This is a genomic window from Kibdelosporangium persicum, from assembly GCF_013280595.1.
GTDB classification, from domain to species: Bacteria; Actinomycetota; Actinomycetes; order Mycobacteriales; family Pseudonocardiaceae; genus Kibdelosporangium; species Kibdelosporangium persicum.
Genome location: NZ_JAAATY010000001.1, coordinates 128,430 through 147,025, shown reverse-complemented (window position 1 = coordinate 147,025; position 18,596 = coordinate 128,430). Strand labels below are relative to the sequence as shown.

Below are 18,596 nucleotides of genomic sequence, written 5' to 3'. Positions count from 1 at the left end.
CCACCACTCTCACGGCTTACCCCCACCCCAGTTCCGGATCAGCCCAGGCCACGCATCGTAGCCGGGCTGATCAGGGCACCTACCGCAGGGCGGCGAGGAGCATCGGCAGCTGCACACCGGCCTGTTCGGCCAGCGTGCGGACCTGCTCGGGAGCCGGCGCGAGCGGGAAGATGTCGCGGGTGGACGGCAGTCCCTCGCCGCCACCGAACTTCGACTGCGGCGTGGTCGGCGGCACGATCCGGTAGACGCGCCATCGCGGCACCGCCGAATCGGCCATCGCCAGCGTCGCGTCCCGCCACAGCAACACCGTGGACTTCTTGGTGTTGCGGGCGAGCACGACGCACGGGCTGCCGATGAGCGTCGCGGCCCGCGCCGCCGCACGCAGCGGCGTGCGGAAGTCGCCGTCGATGACCCACACCGCGTCGATCAGCTGCGCGTTCAGGCCTTCGGCCTCCAGGGCCGCGACCAGTTCCGCGTTCGGGTCGTCCGCGGCGGCCATCGCCAGTTCGACCACGGCCTGGACCTCGGACTCGGTCGCCACCCGCGCGTGCAACTGGGTGGAGTGCACCAGGAACCGGCCGACCACGGACTCGTCGGCGAACGCGGCCAGCTCCTGCGTCTCGTCCCACGCGGACTTCGCGATCAGGTCCGGGCCCGCTCCCCCGTGCAGGTTGGCGTCCTGCAACAGCAGTGCCAGCCCGATCGCGATCAGCGCGTACAGCTCGTCCAGCTGCTCGCCGGACGCGCTCGCCTGGTCGTTCTCACCGGGCCGCAACGCGTGCACGAGGTCACGGACCTCGGCGCGCCAGCTCTCGTCAACGCCCCACACTCCGGCGGCCAGCAGCTTGAGACAGCCACGCGCCACCGTGATCCGATGTGCCACTGAGGAACCAGGACCGGCCGAGGCGAGCCACTTGCGCGCCAGCGCACGGTATTCGGCGTGCTCGGACGGCGCGATGACGGTGGGAAGCCGGTCTACCTGGGCGTTGAGGTCGTTTCCTTCAGTGACGGTCTGATCGCTCAGGGTCCCCCTCCTCGGCACGCCGGTCCACCCCGATAGCCTGACGGAGGCCGGGGGCCAGTGCAAGATCAAATGCCGGGTTCTGGGGTGACACTCGACGCAACCTTGCGCGACCGGCCGGCGTCATTGTCAGTGAATCACCATGAACCGGACTTCGGGGGTCAACTGGTGCGCACAGTCTCCACGCTCGGCGTGGCGCTTTTCCTGGTGGCCGGGTGCAGTACGTCGACCCCGGAGAGACCGAGCCCCGACCTGGCGCCCCGCGGCACCCAGATGACCACGGCGAAGCCGACCCGCCAGGACCTCACCAGCAAGGTCAGCCTGAGCGGCAAGGTGACCATCAACCCGGTGTTCGGGCTGGTCTCACCGGTCGCCGGGCAGGTCAGGTACCTGGACGTGAAGGTGCCGGAGAAGACACCGGCGAAACCCACCAAGGCGGCCAACGTGTTCGCGGGCGGCAAGGCGACGTCCGTCGAGATCCCGGCCGGGGCGATCTTCAGCGGACGGCTGGCCGACGACAAGGCCACGGTCGCCGCGGGCCAGCCGATCGTGTCGGCCAAGCACGTCGGCTACGGCATCGTCGCGGAGATCAAGGGCGAGCAGGCCTACCAGCTGTCCGACACGCTTTCCTCGGTGCAGGCGCAGATCAAGAACGGTCCCGGGCCGTTCCCGTGCGCCGTGCTCGGCACGATCGCCGCGTTGCCCGCAGGCACCATTCCCGATCCTCCGCCCGCGCAGACCTCGACGGCCCCCACGGGCACCGGCGCGCCGTCCGCTCCGGCAGCGCCGCCGCCCGCATCGAACCAGCCGCCCGCCGACAAGCCGGACCCCTCGGAGGCGACCGGGATGCGGCTGGTCTGCACCGCGCCCGCTGACGTCAAGCTGATCAACGGCGCCGAGTCGACCATCGAGGTCGTCACCGAGAAGGCCATCGGCGTGCTCGTGCTGCCGGTCGAGGCCGTCGCGGGCGGCCAGGGCAAGGGCAAGGTCGACGTGCTGGGCGCCAAGGGCGAACGGGTGACCAAGGACGTCGTGCTCGGCCTGACCGACGGCAAGGTCGTGCAGATCAAGTCGGGGCTGACCGAGGACGAGACGGTGGCCGTGCCCGGCCCGAACCTGCCGCCCGCGCCGCGGGAGCCCAACGGGCCAGGGGGCACAGGCAAGTGAGTCCGGACCTGACCCAGCCGATCGGCACGCCCGCGCTGATCCGGCTCAGCGGGATCACCAAGACGCTCAAGGGCCAGCAGCAGCCCAGGACCATCCTGGACGGCGTCGACCTGACCGTCCACAGTGGAGAGAGCGTGGCCATCCTCGGCCGCTCCGGGTCGGGCAAGTCCACGCTGCTGAGCCTGATCGGCCTGTTCGACCGGCCGGACGGCGGCCAGTACATGCTCGAGGAGCAGGACATCTCCCGGATCGCCGAACGCAGGGCCGCGGCGCTGCGCAGTGCCCGGTTCGGGTTCGTGTTCCAGCGCTTCTTCCTGCTCAAGAACCTCACCGCGGCACAGAACGTGGCGATGGCGCTGGTCAACGGCCAGGGCTGGCTGCCGCGGCGCAAGCGCCGGGCCCGCGTGCTGGAGGCGCTGGAGCAGGTCGGCATCGCGCACCTGGCCAAGAACAAGCCGCCGAAGCTCTCCGGTGGTGAGCAGCAACGCGTGGCGATCGCCCGCGCCCTGGTCCGCGATCCCCGCATCCTGCTGGCCGACGAGCCGACCGGCGCGTTGGACACCGAGACCGGCAACCTCGTGATCGACGCGCTGCACTCGGCGACCGAACGCGGGTGCGGCCTGATCCTGGTCACGCACGACCACGCGCACGCCAACCGGATGGGCCGGGTCCTGCGGCTGCAGGACGGCAAGCTGGCTCCCGCACATCAGCAGGTGGTCGCGTGATCAGGATGTCCGGCCGGTTCCGGTCCGCGCTCATCATCGGCGGGCAGGGCATCCGTGCCCGCAAACTCCGGACGTTGCTGTCCATGCTGAGCCTGTTCCTCGGCGTGCTGGCGGTGGTCGTGGTCCAGGCGGGTTCCGAGTTCGCGCAGAAGGAACTGCTCGCGGACGCCGAACGCTCGATGGCCAAGGACGGCACGCTGCAGATGTACATGCCGCCGCACGAGAAGGCCGCCCCGGTGGCCCTGGAGACGTTGCGTGGCCGGCAGGACGCCGTAGCCATGTTCGAAAACCGCGCGATCATCGGCGAACCGAACGTGGCCCCGGTGAATCCCGGTGGCGCGCCCTTCGACCAGCCAGGCGGCCCCGGACGCTTCTACCGGTGCGACAACCGTGGCAACTGCACGGACGCCAGCCAGACCGGCGCACCACCCGGCAAGGCGATCGAGCTCAACCTGGTCGCGCTGACCGGGGACATCCGGCCGTTCCGCGGTTTCCGGCAGGATTCCGGCCAGTGGCTCGACTTCGCCTCCGCGCCGTCCCTGGCGCCCAGGATCGTGCTGAACAAGGAAGCCGCGAAGGGGTTCACGCGCTACCAGGTGCCGGCCCAGATGCACGTCGACAACGGCACGGCCGACTCGACGCCGCAGATCATCGGCGTGGTCGACGACGGCGGCGCGTCCTACGGCCCGATGGCGTACGTGCGGGCCGACGAACTGCTGAACTGGATGAAGCCCGTCGCGTTGAGCGACGGGAACGCGCGCCTGCAGGTCCTGATGTCGCCGCAGGCACGTGACCTGGAGCAGACGCTGAAGGCTCGGCTGGTCGCGGCGGGCGTGCAGGCCGGGGAGATCTACGTCAACAGGATCAACGCGCGCGAACGCGTCGAGGACCAGCTGGCGATGATGCGCCTGATCTTCCTCGGAATGGCCGCCTTGGTGCTGCTGATCGGCACGGCCGGGATTCTCAACGTCGGCCTTGCCACTGTCGGCGAACGCATCGAGGAGTTCGCGTTGCGGAGAGCCGTGGGCACGCCTCGAATCCTGCTGGCCGGGATCGTGCTGTCCGAGACGTTGCTGACCGGGTTGATGACCGCCGGGGCCGCGATCGGCGCCGGGGCCCTGGGGATCAAGGCCGGGGCTTCGATGTTCGGCAGCCGGTTCCCGTCACTGGCGAACGTCGAGTTCCCGTGGCAGGCCGGGGTCGCGGGCGTGGTCGCCGGTCTCGTCGCCGGTCTGCTGGGTGGCCTCATCCCGGCGATCCGGGCGGCGCGCATCCCCATCGCCACCGTAATGCGTGCATAACCCTCGTGAGTGTTTATCGGTGTTCTAACACTGATAAACACTCACGAGGGGGGTCAGTCGGTTTTGCCCTGTTGCTCGGCCAGGAACCGCTCCAGCTCCGCGCCCAGTTCGTCGGCGCTGGGGATGTTGTCCGGGTCCAGCAGGAGGTTGTCCTCCTGCTTGGCCGACGTGAAGGCGTCGTACTGCTGCTCCAGCGCCGCCACGACCTCGGCGACCTGGGCGGACTCGGACACCTGACGCGCGATCTCGGCATCCGCCCGGCGCGAGCTCTCCTCCAGCCCGCCGGGAGGCAGCACCAGGCCGGTCGCCCGGCTCACGGCGTCGAGCAACACGAGCGCGGCCGCGGGATACGTCGACTGCACCAGGTAATGGGGCACATGCGCGGCGAAACCGATCGCGTCGTGCCCGGACTCGCCGAGCCGCAACTCCAGCAGGCCCGCCACGTTCCCCGGCACCTGCACGCGGCTGAACAACGGCTGGTGCTCGGCCACCAGCTCAGGGCGAGTGGCGTGCGCGGTCAGGCCGAGCGGACGGGTGTGCGGAATGCCCATCGGGATCCCGTGCACTCCGATCGTCAACCGCACACCCCACCGCTCCACGAGCTGGCGGACCGCCTGGACGAACGTCTCCCACCGGAAGTCCGGTTCCGGCCCGGTCATCAGCAGGAACGGGGTGCCCACCCGGTCGTGCAGCAACCGCACGACCAGTTCGGGAGTCTGGTAGTCCTCCCAGTGGTCCTGCACGAACGTCATCGCGGGCCGCCTGGCCCGGTAGTCCAGCAGCCCGTCGACGTCGAACCGGGCGATCACCCGGTTGTCGTACGCGGTCAGCAGCTGCTCCACGAGGGCGGCACCGGCGGAACCGGCGTCCATGAAACCGTCGAAGTGATGCAGCAGCACCGCGCCGGTCAGGTCCGGCACGTCCGAATCGACCTCGTACAGGTTCTCCGGCTCCAGCACCACAAGCCTCCAAGCACGCGAACAATCCTCAACGCCTATTACAACGCGCGACGGTCCCGGAACCATTCCACACCGCCCGAATTAGGGGCTTGTTAAGGGTGATCCACGTCACCGGCGAACACCCAGCGGCCCGCCGGTGCCCGGAAGACCTGGAAACCCGGCTCCTCGCGGACGAACTCCACGCCGTCCGGCCGGCCACGGGACACTCCGGGGACAAAAATCTCGGCGGTGCAGCCCACTGGTACCCGGACGGTCAGGTGCACGGTGGAACCGACGTGAGCCCACTCCACCGAAGCCAGGCCCCGCACGGTCCGCACCGACGTCTGCGCCCAGTTCACGCCGACGCGGGCGTCCGGTTTGACCGTGAACCGCCGGTAACCGTCGTCGCCTGGGCGTAGTCCGGCGACGTTCTCGTAGAGCCACTGCACGACCGTGCCTTGGAAGTAGTGGTCACGCGACCGCGAGTCGAGCGGCCACATCTCCCACATCGTGTCGGCGCCGTTGTCGAACCAGTAGCCCCAGCTCGGGTAGGTCCGTTGCGTCGCCACCGCGTGCGCGACGTCGGCGTGACCGTGCGCGGTCAGTGCCCGCAACAGCACGCTCGTGCCGAGCGCACCGGTGTTGAGGTGGTTTCCCCGGGCTTTGATGTCGGCGACCAGATTGCCGACCACCTGCGTGACCGAGCCGGGCGGCACGAGCCCGAACATCAGCGGGAGGGCGTTGGACGTCTGGCGGTAGTCCGGGTCCTTGGCGGTGCGATAACGGCCGTCCGCGAGGAAAGCCGCGTTGAACGCCGCCTGGCACCGCGCGGCGACCGAGCGATACCTGGCGGCGGTATCGCTGTGCCCCAACAGGTCTCCGAGTTCGGCGGTGTTGGTCAACGCTCGGTGCAAGTACGCGGTCGCCGTCAGCCGGGTGTCCTCCGGCGGGTTCCCGCCGTAACCGGGCGGCAGGTAGTCGCCGAGCGCGGTGATCGCCAGATCGTCCCGCAGCCGCCCGATTTCCCAGTCCAGATAACGGGTCAGTGTCGTCCAGTGCTCGGCCGCGACGGACGGGTCACCGTAGATCCGGTACATCTCCCGGATGATGAACGGATACACGGTCGTCCACTCCGGCGACGGCGCCAGTTCCCGGTACCCCCAGCCGCCGCTGGGCACGATGACCGGCAACTGGCCCACGTCGGTCTGGCTGTCGGCGAGGTCGTTGAGCCACTTGGTGAGGAACCGTGCCACGCCGAACGCGTACATCATCACCGGCGCGCCGAGCTGGGCGTCGCCCGTCCAGCCGTTCTTCTCGTACATCGGGGTGTCGGTCGGGATTCCGTGCAGGTTGTTGCGCAACGTCCGGCGCATCGCGCGTTCCAGCCGGTCGAAGAACGGCTCCGAGCACCGGAACGTCCCGGTGTCCGGGACGTTCGTCTGGACGACCTTGCCGGCCAGCGCCTCCGGGCGCGCCCCGGTGATCTCGACGTAACGGAATCCCTTGTAGGAGAACTTCGGCTCCCAGGTTTCCACGCCTGTACCCGCACAGATGTACTCGTCGGTCTGGTGTCTGCCGGGAACGTGGCCGTTCTCCCACACCACGCTGCCGTCGGCGCGCAGCTTTTCGCCGTGCCGCATCCGAACCACCGTGCCGGCCGGGGCACGCACGGTCAGCTGGGTCCAGCCGGACATCGTGCGGCCCATGTCGGCTACGTAGACGCCCGGTTTCAGTTCCCGGATCGTCGGCGTGACCGTCTCGATGATCTCGATGGGCTCGTGTTGCTGGGCACGGAGCGTCCCTTTTGGAGCGTCCATCGTGGACGCCTGACGCCAGGCGATGGGCTTGCGGGCGTCGTAGGTCTCCCCCGCGTACAGCGAGTTGGTGATGGTGCGGCTCTCGGCGAGCTTCCAGTCCGGTCCGGAGGCGATCGTGGTGGTGGTGCCGTCCGGGTGCGTGATCTCCAGCTGGGCCAGCAGCCTGGGCTCGCCGTGCCAGGTCGCCCGCTCCCAGTACCAGACGTTCGGAGTCGTCATGCCGTAGAAACCGCGGCCCAGCAGGACCTCCAGGGTGTTGTCGCCCCGCTTCAACGACTTCGTCACGTCATGCGTGGCGTACAACACGGTCTCGTCGTAGTCGGTGAAGCCGGGGTCGAGCACCTGAGTGCCGACACGCTTGTCGTTGATCGTGGCGTCGTAGTACGCCAAGCCGCTGATGTACAGCCGTGCGCTGGCTACCGGCTTGCTCAACGAGAATTCCTTGCGCAGCAATGGCGCTGGGTTCTCTGGCGCGAGCACGGACACGTTCGACCCCCACACGCCTTGCCCATATGGCGCGAGCACAGTCGCCGATGCCCACGAGCTGTCATCGAATTCCGGTTGCCGCCACCCACTCTGCTCCGTTTCGGCGACGCGCCAGCCGGGTCCGCTGACCACAGTCTGTTGTCCCGAAGAGGTTTCGACGACCAGACGTACCAACAAACCCGCCGGGTTGGTCGTACCGGGTGTCCCGCGGTTCGTCGCCACAGCCGCGATCACGTTCCGGCCGGTCCGTACGAGGTCCGTCACGTCGGCGCTCAACGCCGTCTTCCAGCTGTCGGTGGCTTGCGGCGCGTGCAGGACTTGGGTGCCGCCGAGGAAAAGCGTGAAGTCGTCGTCGGCGGTCGCCACGATTCGGGCCCGGACGACGGAACCGGTGATGTCCGTGGCCGCCCGGAACCACCGTGCCGCCGCGGGCGCCGTGGCCGACCAGATCCAGGACGCGCCCTCGACTCCGGGAGGCGCTTCCGGCGCGGGCGCGCCGATCCAGCGTGCGGTCCACGGCGAGCCGAGCAACCCGGTCTCCCACCACTGCCGGGCCGACCACTCCGTCGGCCGGTCACGGCCGTCCCAGACGCGGACCTGCCATTCGTAGCGCGTCCGTGGCCGCAACGGCGGTCCGGCGTAGCGCACGGCCACCGACTGGTCCGAGGAAACCTTGCCGGAGTCCCAGATCCCCTTCACCCGGATCTGATACGCCGTTTGGCGGGCACCGGGCAGATCCGAACCGAGTACCCAGGACAACCGTGGCCGCGCCACATCGGTGCCCAGCAACGTCTCGGCGTACTCCACTGTGGTCCGTTCGACCCACATCACCTCAGGTTTGCCCACACGGTCAAGTTCACCACCAGGCGGATCGTGGGGCATGGCAAGCGCTCCGGCGCCGATGGCCGAGCTCTGCAAGAAGACACGGCGGTTCATCTCCATCGCTGCACCCTCCGTTGGGTGTTGTTGAAACGTTTCAATCACGCGCCGCACAAGGTCCCACCGAGTTGGGGGATGACGCGGATGCTAACCCAGCAGCACCGGATGGGCCACGCCTGGAACAGGACAGAACGCCGGACAGAGCCCCACGCCGACAGGCTGTCCACATTATGGAATGCCGCAGTTGAGCACCGCCTGCCGGGAACTGTCAACGGCCGCGTGGGATTTACCACGTGACATCAGGTATAACCGTGTGTTCACATTACTGTCACGAGACACCCGGAGATCCCGGGGAGCTTGCCCTGCGCTGCCTGCTGTCCCGCCATCCGGGAACCGCCGCAGCAATCTCGCACAACGACGTGCGGCACCAGCCCCTTTAGTTGCCTGGGAGGGCCGCTGCTGTGACCCGCCATCAGACCGAGGGCCTTTACGACGAACAGTTCGAGCACGACGCCTGTGGCGTCTCGTTCGTCGCGGATCTCGCCGGCCGCAAGAACCACGACATCGTGGCCAAAGCCCTGATCGCACTGCGAAATCTGGAGCACCGCGGTGCCCGGGGTGCGGAACCCGACACCGGCGACGGCGCCGGGCTGCTCATCCAGGTCCCGCACGAGTTCTTCGCCGCCGTGGTGGACTTCGCTCTGCCGCCCGCGGGCGAATACGTTGTCGGCACGGCTTTCCTGCCGGTCGACAGCACGACGAGATCCGAGGTCGTCGGCACGGTCGAACGGATCGCGGCCGAAGAGGGCATGCGGGTGCTCGGCTGGCGGGAACTGCCCGTGGACACCGGCCACGTCGGCCCGACCGCGGCCACGACCATGCCCTACTTCAGCCAGGTCTTCCTGGCCGCCGAGAACACTGCCGGGCAGGACGAGCTGGCGTTGGAGCGCCTGGCGTTCTGCGTCCGCAAGCGGGCCGAGCACACGACGGACGTGTACTTCCCCAGCCTGTCCTCGCGCACGATCGTCTACAAGGGCATGCTCACCGAGACCCAGGTCGACCGGTTCTTCCCCGACCTCACCGACGAGCGGGTGACGAGCTCGATCGGCCTGGTGCACTCCCGGTTCTCGACCAACACGTTCCCGTCGTGGCCGCTGGCCCACCCGTACCGGTACGTGGCCCACAACGGCGAGATCAACACGCTGCGCGGCAACCGGAACTGGATGGACGCACGCGAGTCGATGCTGTCCAGCGATCTGATCCCCGGCGACATCGAGCGGATCCTGCCGGTGATCACCCGCGGCGCCAGCGACTCCGCGAGCTTCGACGAGGTGCTGGAGCTGCTGCACCTCGGGGGCCGCAGCCTGCCGCACGCGGTGCTGATGATGATCCCGGAGGCGTGGGAGAACCACGAGGAGATGGATCCGGCGCGGCGCGCCTTCTACGAGTACCACTCGAACCTGATGGAGCCGTGGGACGGGCCGGCGCTGGTGTCGTTCACCGACGGCTCGCTGATCGGTGCCGTGCTCGACCGCAATGGTCTGCGTCCAGCCCGCTACTGGGTCACCGAGGACGGTCTGGTCGTGCTCGGCAGTGAGGCCGGGGTGCTGGAGATCGACCCGGCCAGCGTGATCCGCAAGGGCAGGCTGGAGCCGGGCCGGATGTTCCTGGTGGACACCGTGGCCGGCCGGATCATCGACGACGACGAGATCAAGGGCGAGCTCGCGGCCGAGCACCCGTACGGCGAATGGCTGCACGCCGGTGTGATCCGGTTGGCGGATCTGCCCCAGCGTGAACGGGAGGTGCCGACGCACGCGTCCCTGGTGCGCCGTCAGCAGGCCTTCGGGTACACCGAGGAAGAGCTGAACGTCCTGCTGCGTCCGATGGCCGCGACCGGGGCGGAGCCGATCGGGTCGATGGGCAACGATTCGCCGCTGGCGCCGTTGTCCGAGCGGCCACGGCAGCTCTTCGACTACTTCACGCAACTGTTCGCCCAGGTGACCAACCCGCCGTTGGACGCCATCCGCGAGGAACTGGTCACCTCGCTGCACACTTCGGTCGGTGCGGAGCCGAACCTGCTGTCGACGGTGGCCAGCGCGTGCCGCCGGATCTCGTTGTCCTTCCCTGTGCTGGACAACGACGAGCTCGCCAAGATCGTGCACATCAACGACGACGGCGACCTGCCTGGCTTCAAGACGTTCACCGTGCGCGGCCTGTTCGACGTGACCGGTGACGGCGCGGCGCTGGAGCGGCGGCTGGACGAGATCCGGGCCGAGGTCTCGGCGGCGATCGCCGACGGCGCCCGGCTGATCATCCTGTCCGACCGTGGCGTGGACGAGACGCACGCCCCGATCCCGTCGCTGCTGCTGACCGGAGCGGTGCACCACCACCTGATCCGCGAGAAGACCCGTACACAGGTCGGGTTGATCGTGGAGGCCGGTGACGCCCGCGAGGTGCACCACATCGCGCTGCTGATCGGGTACGGCGCCGCTGCCGTGAACCCCTACCTGGCGATGGCCAGCGTCGAGGAGATGGCGCCCGCGGAGACGTCCGGGCAGGCCACCCGCAACCTGATCAAGGCGCTGGGCAAGGGCGTCCGCAAGACCATGTCCAAAATGGGCGTGTCCACTGTGGCCTCGTACACCGGCGCGCAGATCTTCGAGGCGATCGGCCTGGGCGCCGAGGTGATCGACAGCTGCTTCACGGGCACCACGTCCCGGCTGGGCGGCGTCGGGTTCGACGTGCTGGCCGAGGAAGTGGCGCAGCGGCACCGCAGGGCGTTCCCGCCCGACGGCGTGCGCCCGAGCCACCGGGAACTGGAGACCGGCGGCGACTACCAGTGGCGCCGCGACGGCGAGGCGCACCTGTTCAACCCGCAGACCGTCTTCAAACTCCAGCACTCCACCCGCAGCGGCCGGTACGAGATCTTCAAGGAGTACACCAAAGCCGTCGACGAGCAGTCGACGCGGCTGCTGACCCTGCGCGGCCTGTTCGACTTCAAGACCGACCGGCCGCCGGTGCCGATCGAAGAGGTCGAGCCGGTCGGCGACATCGTCAGGCGGTTCGCCACCGGCGCGATCTCGTACGGCTCGATCTCCCAGGAGATGCACGAGGTCCTGGCGATCGCGATGAACCGGATCGGCGGCAAGTCGAACACCGGCGAGGGCGGCGAGGACCCGGACCGGTTCACCCCGGACGAGAACGGCGACCTGCGCCGCTCGGCGATCAAGCAGGTCGCGAGTGGACGGTTCGGCGTGACGAGCGAGTACCTGGTCAACGCCGACGACATCCAGATCAAGATGGCCCAGGGCGCCAAACCCGGCGAAGGCGGCCAGCTGCCGGGGACCAAGGTGTACCCGTGGATCGCGCGCACCCGGCACTCCACGCCGGGCGTCGGGCTGATCTCCCCGCCGCCGCACCACGACATCTACTCGATCGAGGATCTGGCGCAGCTGATCCACGACCTGAAGAACGCCAACCCCCGGGCGCGTATCCACGTCAAGCTGGTGTCCGAGGTCGGCGTCGGCACGGTCGCGGCCGGGGTGTCCAAGGCGCACGCGGACGTCGTGCTGATCTCCGGGCACGACGGCGGCACGGGCGCCTCTCCGCTGTCGTCGATCAAGCACGCCGGTGGGCCGTGGGAGCTCGGCCTGGCCGAGACCCAGCAGACCCTGCTGGCCAACAGGTTGCGGGACCGGATCGTGGTGCAGACCGACGGTCAGCTCAAGACCGGCCGGGACGTGATCATCGCCGCGCTGCTGGGCGCGGAGGAGTTCGGGTTCGCCACGGCACCGCTGGTGGTGTCGGGCTGCATCATGATGCGCGTGTGTCACCTGGACACCTGCCCGGTCGGGGTGGCCACCCAGAACCCGGTGCTGCGGGAGAAGTTCAGCGGCAAGGCCGAGTACGTGGTGAACTTCTTCGAGTTCGTCGCCCAGGAGGTCCGCGAGTACCTGGCCCAGCTGGGTTTCCGGTCCCTGGCCGAGGCGATCGGGCACGCCGAGCTGCTGGACACCCGCAAGGCCGTCGACCACTGGAAGGCGTCCGGTCTGGACCTGTCACCGATCTTCCACGTGCCCGACCTGCCGCCGCGCGCCTCCCGTCACCAGATCGTCGAGCAGGACCACGGCTTGGCGAAGGCACTGGACAACACGCTGATCCAGCTCGCCGAAGGCGCGTTGTCCTCGGGCGACCGCGTACGGCTGGAACTTCCGGTCCGCAACGTCAACCGGACCGTCGGCACCATGCTCGGCTCGGAGGTGACCAGGATCTGGGGTGGCGCCGGGCTCCCGGACGACACCATCGACATCACCTTCACCGGCACGGCGGGCCAGTCGTTCGGCGCGTTCATCCCGAACGGCGTGACGCTGCGGCTGATCGGTGACGCGAACGACTACGTCGCGAAAGGGCTGTCCGGCGGCCGGATCACCCTGCGGCCCGATCCGTCGGCGCCGTTCGCGGCCGAGGAGAACATCATCGCGGGCAACGTGATCTGCTACGGCGCCACAAGCGGTGAGATCTTCATCCGCGGCAAGGTCGGCGAGCGCTTCTGCGTGCGCAACTCCGGTGCGCTGGCCGTGGTGGAAGGCGTCGGCGACCACGGGTGCGAGTACATGACCGGTGGCCGGGTCGTCGTGCTCGGGCCGACCGGCCGCAACTTCGCGGCGGGCATGTCCGGCGGTATCGCGTACGTGCTCGACATGGCCACCCACCGGGTGAACAGCGAGATGGTCGACCTGGACCCGTTGGACGAGGCCGACCGTGAGTTCCTGCGGCTGACCGTCGAGAAGCACCTGACCGAGACGGATTCCGTGGTCGCGCACGACCTGCTCGTGGACTGGGACGCCGTCCTCGACGCCGGCCGGTTCACCAAGGTGATGCCGAAGGACTACAAGCGTGTCCTGGCCGCGCGGGCCCGTGCCGAACGGGACGGCCGTGACGTGAACGAGGCGATCATGGAGGCCGCGCATGGCTGACCCCAAGGGTTTCATGACCACTCCCCGGGAGACGGCCGCCACCAGGCCGGTCTTCCTGCGGCTGCGGGACTGGCGCGAGGTCTACGAGGACTTCGCGACGGAGCGGACGCAGCGGCAGGCCGGCCGCTGCATGGACTGCGGAATCCCGTTCTGCCACCAGGGCTGCCCGCTGGGCAACCTGATCCCGGAGTGGAACAACCTGGTCTGGAAGACCGACTGGCGGGAGGCGATCGAGCGGCTGCACGCGACCAACAACTTCCCGGAGTTCACCGGGACGTTGTGCCCGGCGCCGTGCGAGACCGCGTGCGTGGTCGGCATCAACGGCGACCCGGTGTCGATCAAACGGGTCGAGATCTCGATCATCGACCGCGCCTGGGACGAAGGCTGGGTGACTCCGCAGGTGCCGGTCACGCTGACCGGCAAGAAGGTCGCGGTCGTCGGCTCCGGCCCGGCCGGGCTCGCGGCGGCGCAGCAGCTGACCCGCGCGGGTCACTCGGTGACCGTGTTCGAGCGGGCCGACGCGATCGGTGGCCTGCTGCGGTACGGGATTCCCGAGTTCAAGATGGAGAAGTGGCGGCTGGACCGGCGGCTGGACCAGATGCGCGCCGAAGGCACCGAGTTCCGGGCGAACGTGAACGTCGGCGTGGACATCACCGTGACCGAGCTGCGGACGTCCTTCGACGCGGTGGTGCTGGCCGGTGGCGCGACGGCATGGCGTGACCTTCCGATCCCTGGCCGCTCGTTGCAGGGCGTGTACCAGGCCATGGAGTACCTGCCGCCGGCCAACCGCGTGGCCAGGGGCGATTTGGCCACGTCACCGATCAGCGCTTCCGGCAAGCACGTCGTGGTGATCGGCGGCGGTGACACCGGCGCTGACTGCGTCGGCACGGCGCACCGGCAAGGCGCCGCTTCGGTGACGCAGCTGGAGATCATGCCGCGTCCGCCGGAGGTCCGTTCCGACGCGCATCCGTGGCCGACGTACCCGATGATCTACCGCGTCTCCTCGGCCCACGAGGAGGGCGGCGAGCGGATCTACTCGGTGTCCACAACGGAGTTCCTCGGTGACGCCGAGGGGAACGTGCGGGCGTTGCGGCTGGTCGACGTCAAGCTGGACGGCGGCCGGTTCGTGCCCGTCGAGGGCAGCGAGCGGGAGATCCCGGCCGGCCTGGTCACCCTGGCCATGGGGTTCGTCGGGCCGCAGCGGGAAGGCCTGCTCAACGAGCTCGGGGTCGACTACGACCCACGGGGCAATGTCGCCCGCGACGAGTCGTTCGCCACCAGCGTCGATGGCGTCTTCGTCGCGGGCGACATGGGCCGTGGCCAGTCCCTGATCGTCTGGGCCATCGCCGAAGGCCGCTCGGCGGCGGCCGGCGTCGACGCGTACCTGATGGGCCGCGACGTCCTGCCCGCCCCCATCGCCCCGACGGACCGCCCCATCGCCTGACCAACCCTCGTGAGTGTTTATCGGTGTTCTAACCCTGATAAACACTCACGAGGGGGACTGGGCTTCCAGGTCGCCTTCGGTGTTCAGGTAGACCGCGCGCAGGGCGTCGAGGGTGCTCTGCTCGGGGTGCTCCCACATGCCGCGGTCGGCCGCTTCGAGCAGCCGCTCGGAGATGCCGTGCAGCGCCCACGGGTTGGCTTCGGCCAGGAACTTCTGGTTCTCCGGGTCGAGCACGTACGAAGCGGCGAGCTGCTCGTACATCCAGTCGGCGACGACTCCGGTCGTGGCGTCGTAGCCGAACAGGTAGTCCACAGTGGCCGCGAGTTCGAACGCGCCCTTGTAGCCGTGCCTGCGCATGGCAGCGAGCCACCGGGGGTTCACCACGCGGGCACGGAAAATCCGCGTGGTCTCCTCGTTCAGCGTCCGGGTCCGCACGGCGTCCGGGCGTGTGCTGTCGCCGACGTAGGCCGCGGGCGCCTTGCCGGTGAGCGCGCGGACGGTCGCGATCATGCCGCCGTGGTACTGGAAGTAGTCGTCCGAGTCGGCGATGTCGTGTTCGCGCGTGTCGATGTTCTTCGCCGCCACCGCGATCCGCTTGTACGACGTCTCCATGTCCTGGCGCGCTTGGACTCCGTCGAGGTCACGGCCGTAGGCGTAACCGCCCCAGACCGCGTAGACCTCGGCCAGGTCGGCGTCGTCGCGCCAGTTGCGGCTGTCGATCAACGGCAGGATGCCCGCGCCGTAAGCACCCGGCTTGGAGCCGAAGATGCGCATGGTGGCGCGCCGTTCGTCCCCGTGCTCCTGCCGGTCGGCTTCCACGTGCGCGCGGACGAAGTTCTGGTCCGACGGTTCGTCGAGCGCCGCGACCATCTTCACCGCGTCGTCGAGCAAGGCCACGACGTGCGGGAACGCGTCACGGAAGAAGCCGCTGATGCGCACGGTCACGTCGATGCGCGGACGGCCGAGTTCCTCCAACGAGACGACCTCGAGCCCGCTGACCCGCCGGGACTGGTCGTCCCACTTCGGCCGCACACCCAGCAGCGCGAGGACTTCGGCGATGTCGTCGCCCGCTGTCCGCATGGCCGAGGTGCCCCACACCGACAGGCCGACCGACGGCGGCCACTCCCCTGTCTCGTCGCGGTACCGGGCCAGCAGCGAGTCGGCCATGGCCTGCCCGGTCTCCCACGCCAGCCGCGACGGCACGGCCTTCGGGTCGACCGAGTAGAAGTTCCGCCCGGTGGGCAGCACGTTGATCAGGCCACGCAACGGGGACCCGCTCGGGCCGGCCGGGATGTACCCGCCGTCCAAGGCGTGCAGCACGTGGTCGAGTTCATCTGTCGTCCTCGCGAGCCTGGGCACGACCTCGGTGGCGGCGAAGACCAGGATCTTCTCCACCGTGTCGTCGGCGCGACCGAGCACTTCGGACACCACGGACGGCGCCGAGTCAGCGGACCATGAAGCGTTCTCCATGCGCTCGACCAAAGCCCGTGCGGTCGCTTCGACGGTGTCCGTCGCCGTCCGGTCGGAGTCCTTTTCGGACAAGCCGAGGGCCTCGCGCAGACCGGGCAGGGCGTCGGCCTGGCCGCCCCACATCTGCCGGGCCTGAAGCATCGCCAGCACCAGGTTGACGCGGGCCTCGCCCTCCGGCGCGACACCCAGCACGTGCAGGCCGTCACGGATCTGCACGTCCTTGACCTCGCAGAGCCAGCCGTCGACGTGCAGCAGGAAGTCGTCGAACTCGGCGTCGTGCGGCCGGTCCGCCAGACCGAGGTCGTGGTCGAGCTTGGCGGCCTGGATCAGCGTCCAGATCTGGGCACGGATCGCGGGCAGCTTCGCCGGGTCCATCGCGGCGATGTTCGCGTGCTCGTCGAGCAACTGCTCCAGCCGGGCGATGTCGCCGTAGCTGTCGGCACGCGACATCGGCGGCACGAGATGGTCGACCAACGTCGCATGGGTACGCCGTTTCGCCTGCGTGCCCTCGCCGGGGTCGTTGACCAGGAACGGGTAGATCAGCGGGATGTCGCCGAGTGCCGCGTCCGGGCCGCACCCGGCGGACATGCCGACGGTCTTGCCCGGCAGCCACTCCAGGTTGCCGTGCTTGCCCACGTGCACCATCGCGTGCGCGCCGAACTCCTCGGCCAGCCAGCGGTACGCGGCCAGGTAGTGGTGGCTCGGCGGCAGGTCCGGGTCGTGGTAGATCGCGATCGGGTTCTCACCGAACCCGCGCGGCGGCTGGACCATCACGACGACGTTGTTGGCGCGCAACGCCGCCAGCACGATCTCACCGTCCGGATCGGACGACCGGTCGACGAACAGCTCGCCGGGCGCCGGGCCCCAGTGCCGCTCGATCGCTTCCCGGGCGTCCCGCGGCAGTTTCTCGTAGGACCGGCGGTACTTCGCCGCCGAGATCCGGATCGGGTTGCCGGTCAGCTGCTCCTCGGTCAGCCAGTCCGCGTCCTGCCCGCCGGCCGCGATCAACGCGTGGATCAGCGCGTCGCCGTCCTGCGCCGCCACACCTGGCAGGTCGCCGACGTCGTACCCGCGCTCTTTCAGCGCTGCCAGCAGCCGGACGACACTCGCCGGGGTGTCCAGGCCGACCGCGTTGCCGATGCGGGAGTGCTTCGTCGGATACGCCGACAACATCACCACGATCCGGCGCTCGGCCGGTGGAATGTGCCGCAGTGAAGCGTGCCGGACGGCGATGCCCGCGACACGCGCCGCTCGTTCCTCGTCGGCGACGTACACGGTCAGGCCGTCCTCGTCGATCTCCTTGAAGGAGAACGGCACGGTGATGATCCGGCCGTCGAACTCCGGGATCGCGACCTGTGTGGCGGTGTCCAGCGGGGACAGGCCGTCGTCGTTCTCGTCCCACGCGGCCCGGCTGGTGGTGAGGCAAAGCCCTTGCAGGATGGGCACGTCCAGCGCCGCGAGCGCGCCGACGTCCCACGCCTCGTCGTCCCCACCGGCCGAGGCCGTGGCGGGTTTCGTTCCGCCGGCCGCGAGCACGGTCACGACAAGGGCGTCCGCCTTGCCCAACGTCTCCAGCAGCGCGGGTTCGGCTGTCCTGAGCGACGAGCAGAACACGGGCATCGCCTGCCCGCCCGCTGCCTCGATGGCGTCACACAAGGTGTGGATGAAGGCCGTGTTCCCGGCCATGTGGTGCGCCCGGTAGTACAGGACCGCGACAACCGGGCCTTCCCCGCGTGACTCGCGTTCGAGCAGGCCCCACGTCGGTGCCTCGACCGGCGGGGTGAAGCCCAGACCGGTGAGCAACACGGTGTCGGACAGGAAGTTGTACAGCTCGGTGAGGTTGGCCGGGCCGCCGTGGGCCAGGTAGGCGTGGGCTTCCGCGCAGACACCACCGGGCACCGTGGACAGCTCCATCAGCTCGGCGTCCGGCGCCTGCTCACCGCCGAGCACGACCACCGGCCGTGGGCCGGCCAGCAGGGCGTCCAGGCCTTCCTCCCAGGCCCGGCGGCCGCCGAGGATGCGGACCACGACCAGGTCGACGCCGTCGACCAGGGCGGGAAGATCGTCGACCCCGAGGCGGGCCGGGTTGCCGAGACGGAACTCGGCGCCGCTGGCCCTGGCGGACAACAGGTCGGTGTCGGACGTCGACAGCAGCAGGATCACGCGGCTCACTCCAGTCCCCCGAGGTCCTCGCCCCGGGACGCAGGTATGCGGCGAAGCGCGAGTGTCTGGCTCCCGGGCCCCTTGTCCGGGCCCGGTGACAGTGGCGGGACCGCGCCGGATTCACACCGGCTTCCTCACTGCTTCGTCGTTGCCGCCGACCCTACCTGACGAACATGTCACAGTCAGGTCACGGACTCCGTCCGGCGGAA

General features: G+C 69.2%; 9 protein-coding genes and 1 riboswitch. Of the genes, 5 read left to right on the top strand and 4 right to left on the bottom strand.

Annotated features, from left to right (window positions below):
* Nucleotides 1-79: 79 nt before the first annotated feature.
* A complete protein-coding gene (locus GC106_RS00695; RefSeq protein WP_173123231.1) occupies nt 80-1,042 on the bottom strand; it encodes a hypothetical protein in 963 nt (320 codons plus the stop codon).
* 147 nt (nt 1,043-1,189) lie between these two features.
* Here GC106_RS00695 and GC106_RS00690 point away from each other — a divergent pair, with 147 nt between their 5' ends.
* The 3 genes from GC106_RS00690 to GC106_RS00680 are packed head-to-tail and all read left to right on the top strand — an operon-like array spanning nt 1,190 to nt 4,214.
* On the top strand, nt 1,190-2,188 hold the full coding sequence (locus GC106_RS00690; RefSeq protein ID WP_173123229.1) for an efflux RND transporter periplasmic adaptor subunit: 999 nt from the start codon (nt 1,190-1,192) through the stop codon (nt 2,186-2,188).
* On the top strand, nt 2,185-2,913 hold the full coding sequence (locus tag GC106_RS00685) for an ABC transporter ATP-binding protein (protein ID WP_312872332.1): 729 nt from the start codon (nt 2,185-2,187) through the stop codon (nt 2,911-2,913). Before GC106_RS00690 ends, GC106_RS00685 begins: the two co-directional genes overlap by 4 nt.
* Nucleotides 2,914-2,918: 5 nt before the next feature.
* Nucleotides 2,919-4,214 (top strand): ABC transporter permease, encoded by a 1,296-nt coding sequence (locus GC106_RS00680; protein WP_217279970.1) that lies wholly within the window; start codon nt 2,919-2,921, stop codon nt 4,212-4,214.
* A gap of 53 nt (nt 4,215-4,267) precedes the next feature.
* Here the strand turns inward: GC106_RS00680 and GC106_RS00675 are convergent, their stop codons facing one another.
* Together GC106_RS00675 and GC106_RS00670 are read right to left on the bottom strand one after the other, a co-directional pair.
* Nucleotides 4,268-5,176 carry a proteasome assembly chaperone family protein gene (locus GC106_RS00675; RefSeq protein WP_173123225.1) on the bottom strand — a complete coding sequence of 303 codons (909 nt, stop codon included), beginning with the start codon at nt 5,174-5,176 and terminating at the stop codon, nt 4,268-4,270.
* An 89-nt stretch (nt 5,177-5,265) separates the two neighbouring features.
* Nucleotides 5,266-8,397, bottom strand: a complete 3,132-nt coding sequence (locus GC106_RS00670) for a family 78 glycoside hydrolase catalytic domain (protein ID WP_173123223.1) — start codon at nt 8,395-8,397, stop codon at nt 5,266-5,268.
* A 398-nt stretch (nt 8,398-8,795) separates the two neighbouring features.
* Here GC106_RS00670 and gltB point away from each other — a divergent pair, with 398 nt between their 5' ends.
* Nucleotides 8,796-13,310: a glutamate synthase large subunit gene (gene gltB / locus GC106_RS00665; RefSeq protein WP_173123221.1), complete on the top strand. Its 4,515-nt coding sequence runs from the start codon at nt 8,796-8,798 to the stop codon at nt 13,308-13,310.
* Nucleotides 13,303-14,754, top strand: a complete 1,452-nt coding sequence (locus tag GC106_RS00660) for a glutamate synthase subunit beta (protein ID WP_173123219.1) — start codon at nt 13,303-13,305, stop codon at nt 14,752-14,754. The genes gltB and GC106_RS00660 overlap by 8 nt, the downstream gene beginning before the upstream one ends.
* A 45-nt stretch (nt 14,755-14,799) precedes the next feature.
* Here GC106_RS00660 and cobN read toward each other — a convergent pair whose 3' ends face one another.
* On the bottom strand, nt 14,800-18,387 hold the full coding sequence (gene cobN / locus GC106_RS00655; protein ID WP_173123217.1) for a cobaltochelatase subunit CobN: 3,588 nt from the start codon (nt 18,385-18,387) through the stop codon (nt 14,800-14,802).
* Nucleotides 18,388-18,426: 39 nt separating this feature from the next.
* A riboswitch (cobalamin riboswitch) is annotated at nt 18,427-18,565 on the bottom strand.
* Nucleotides 18,566-18,596: the final 31 nt, after the last annotated feature.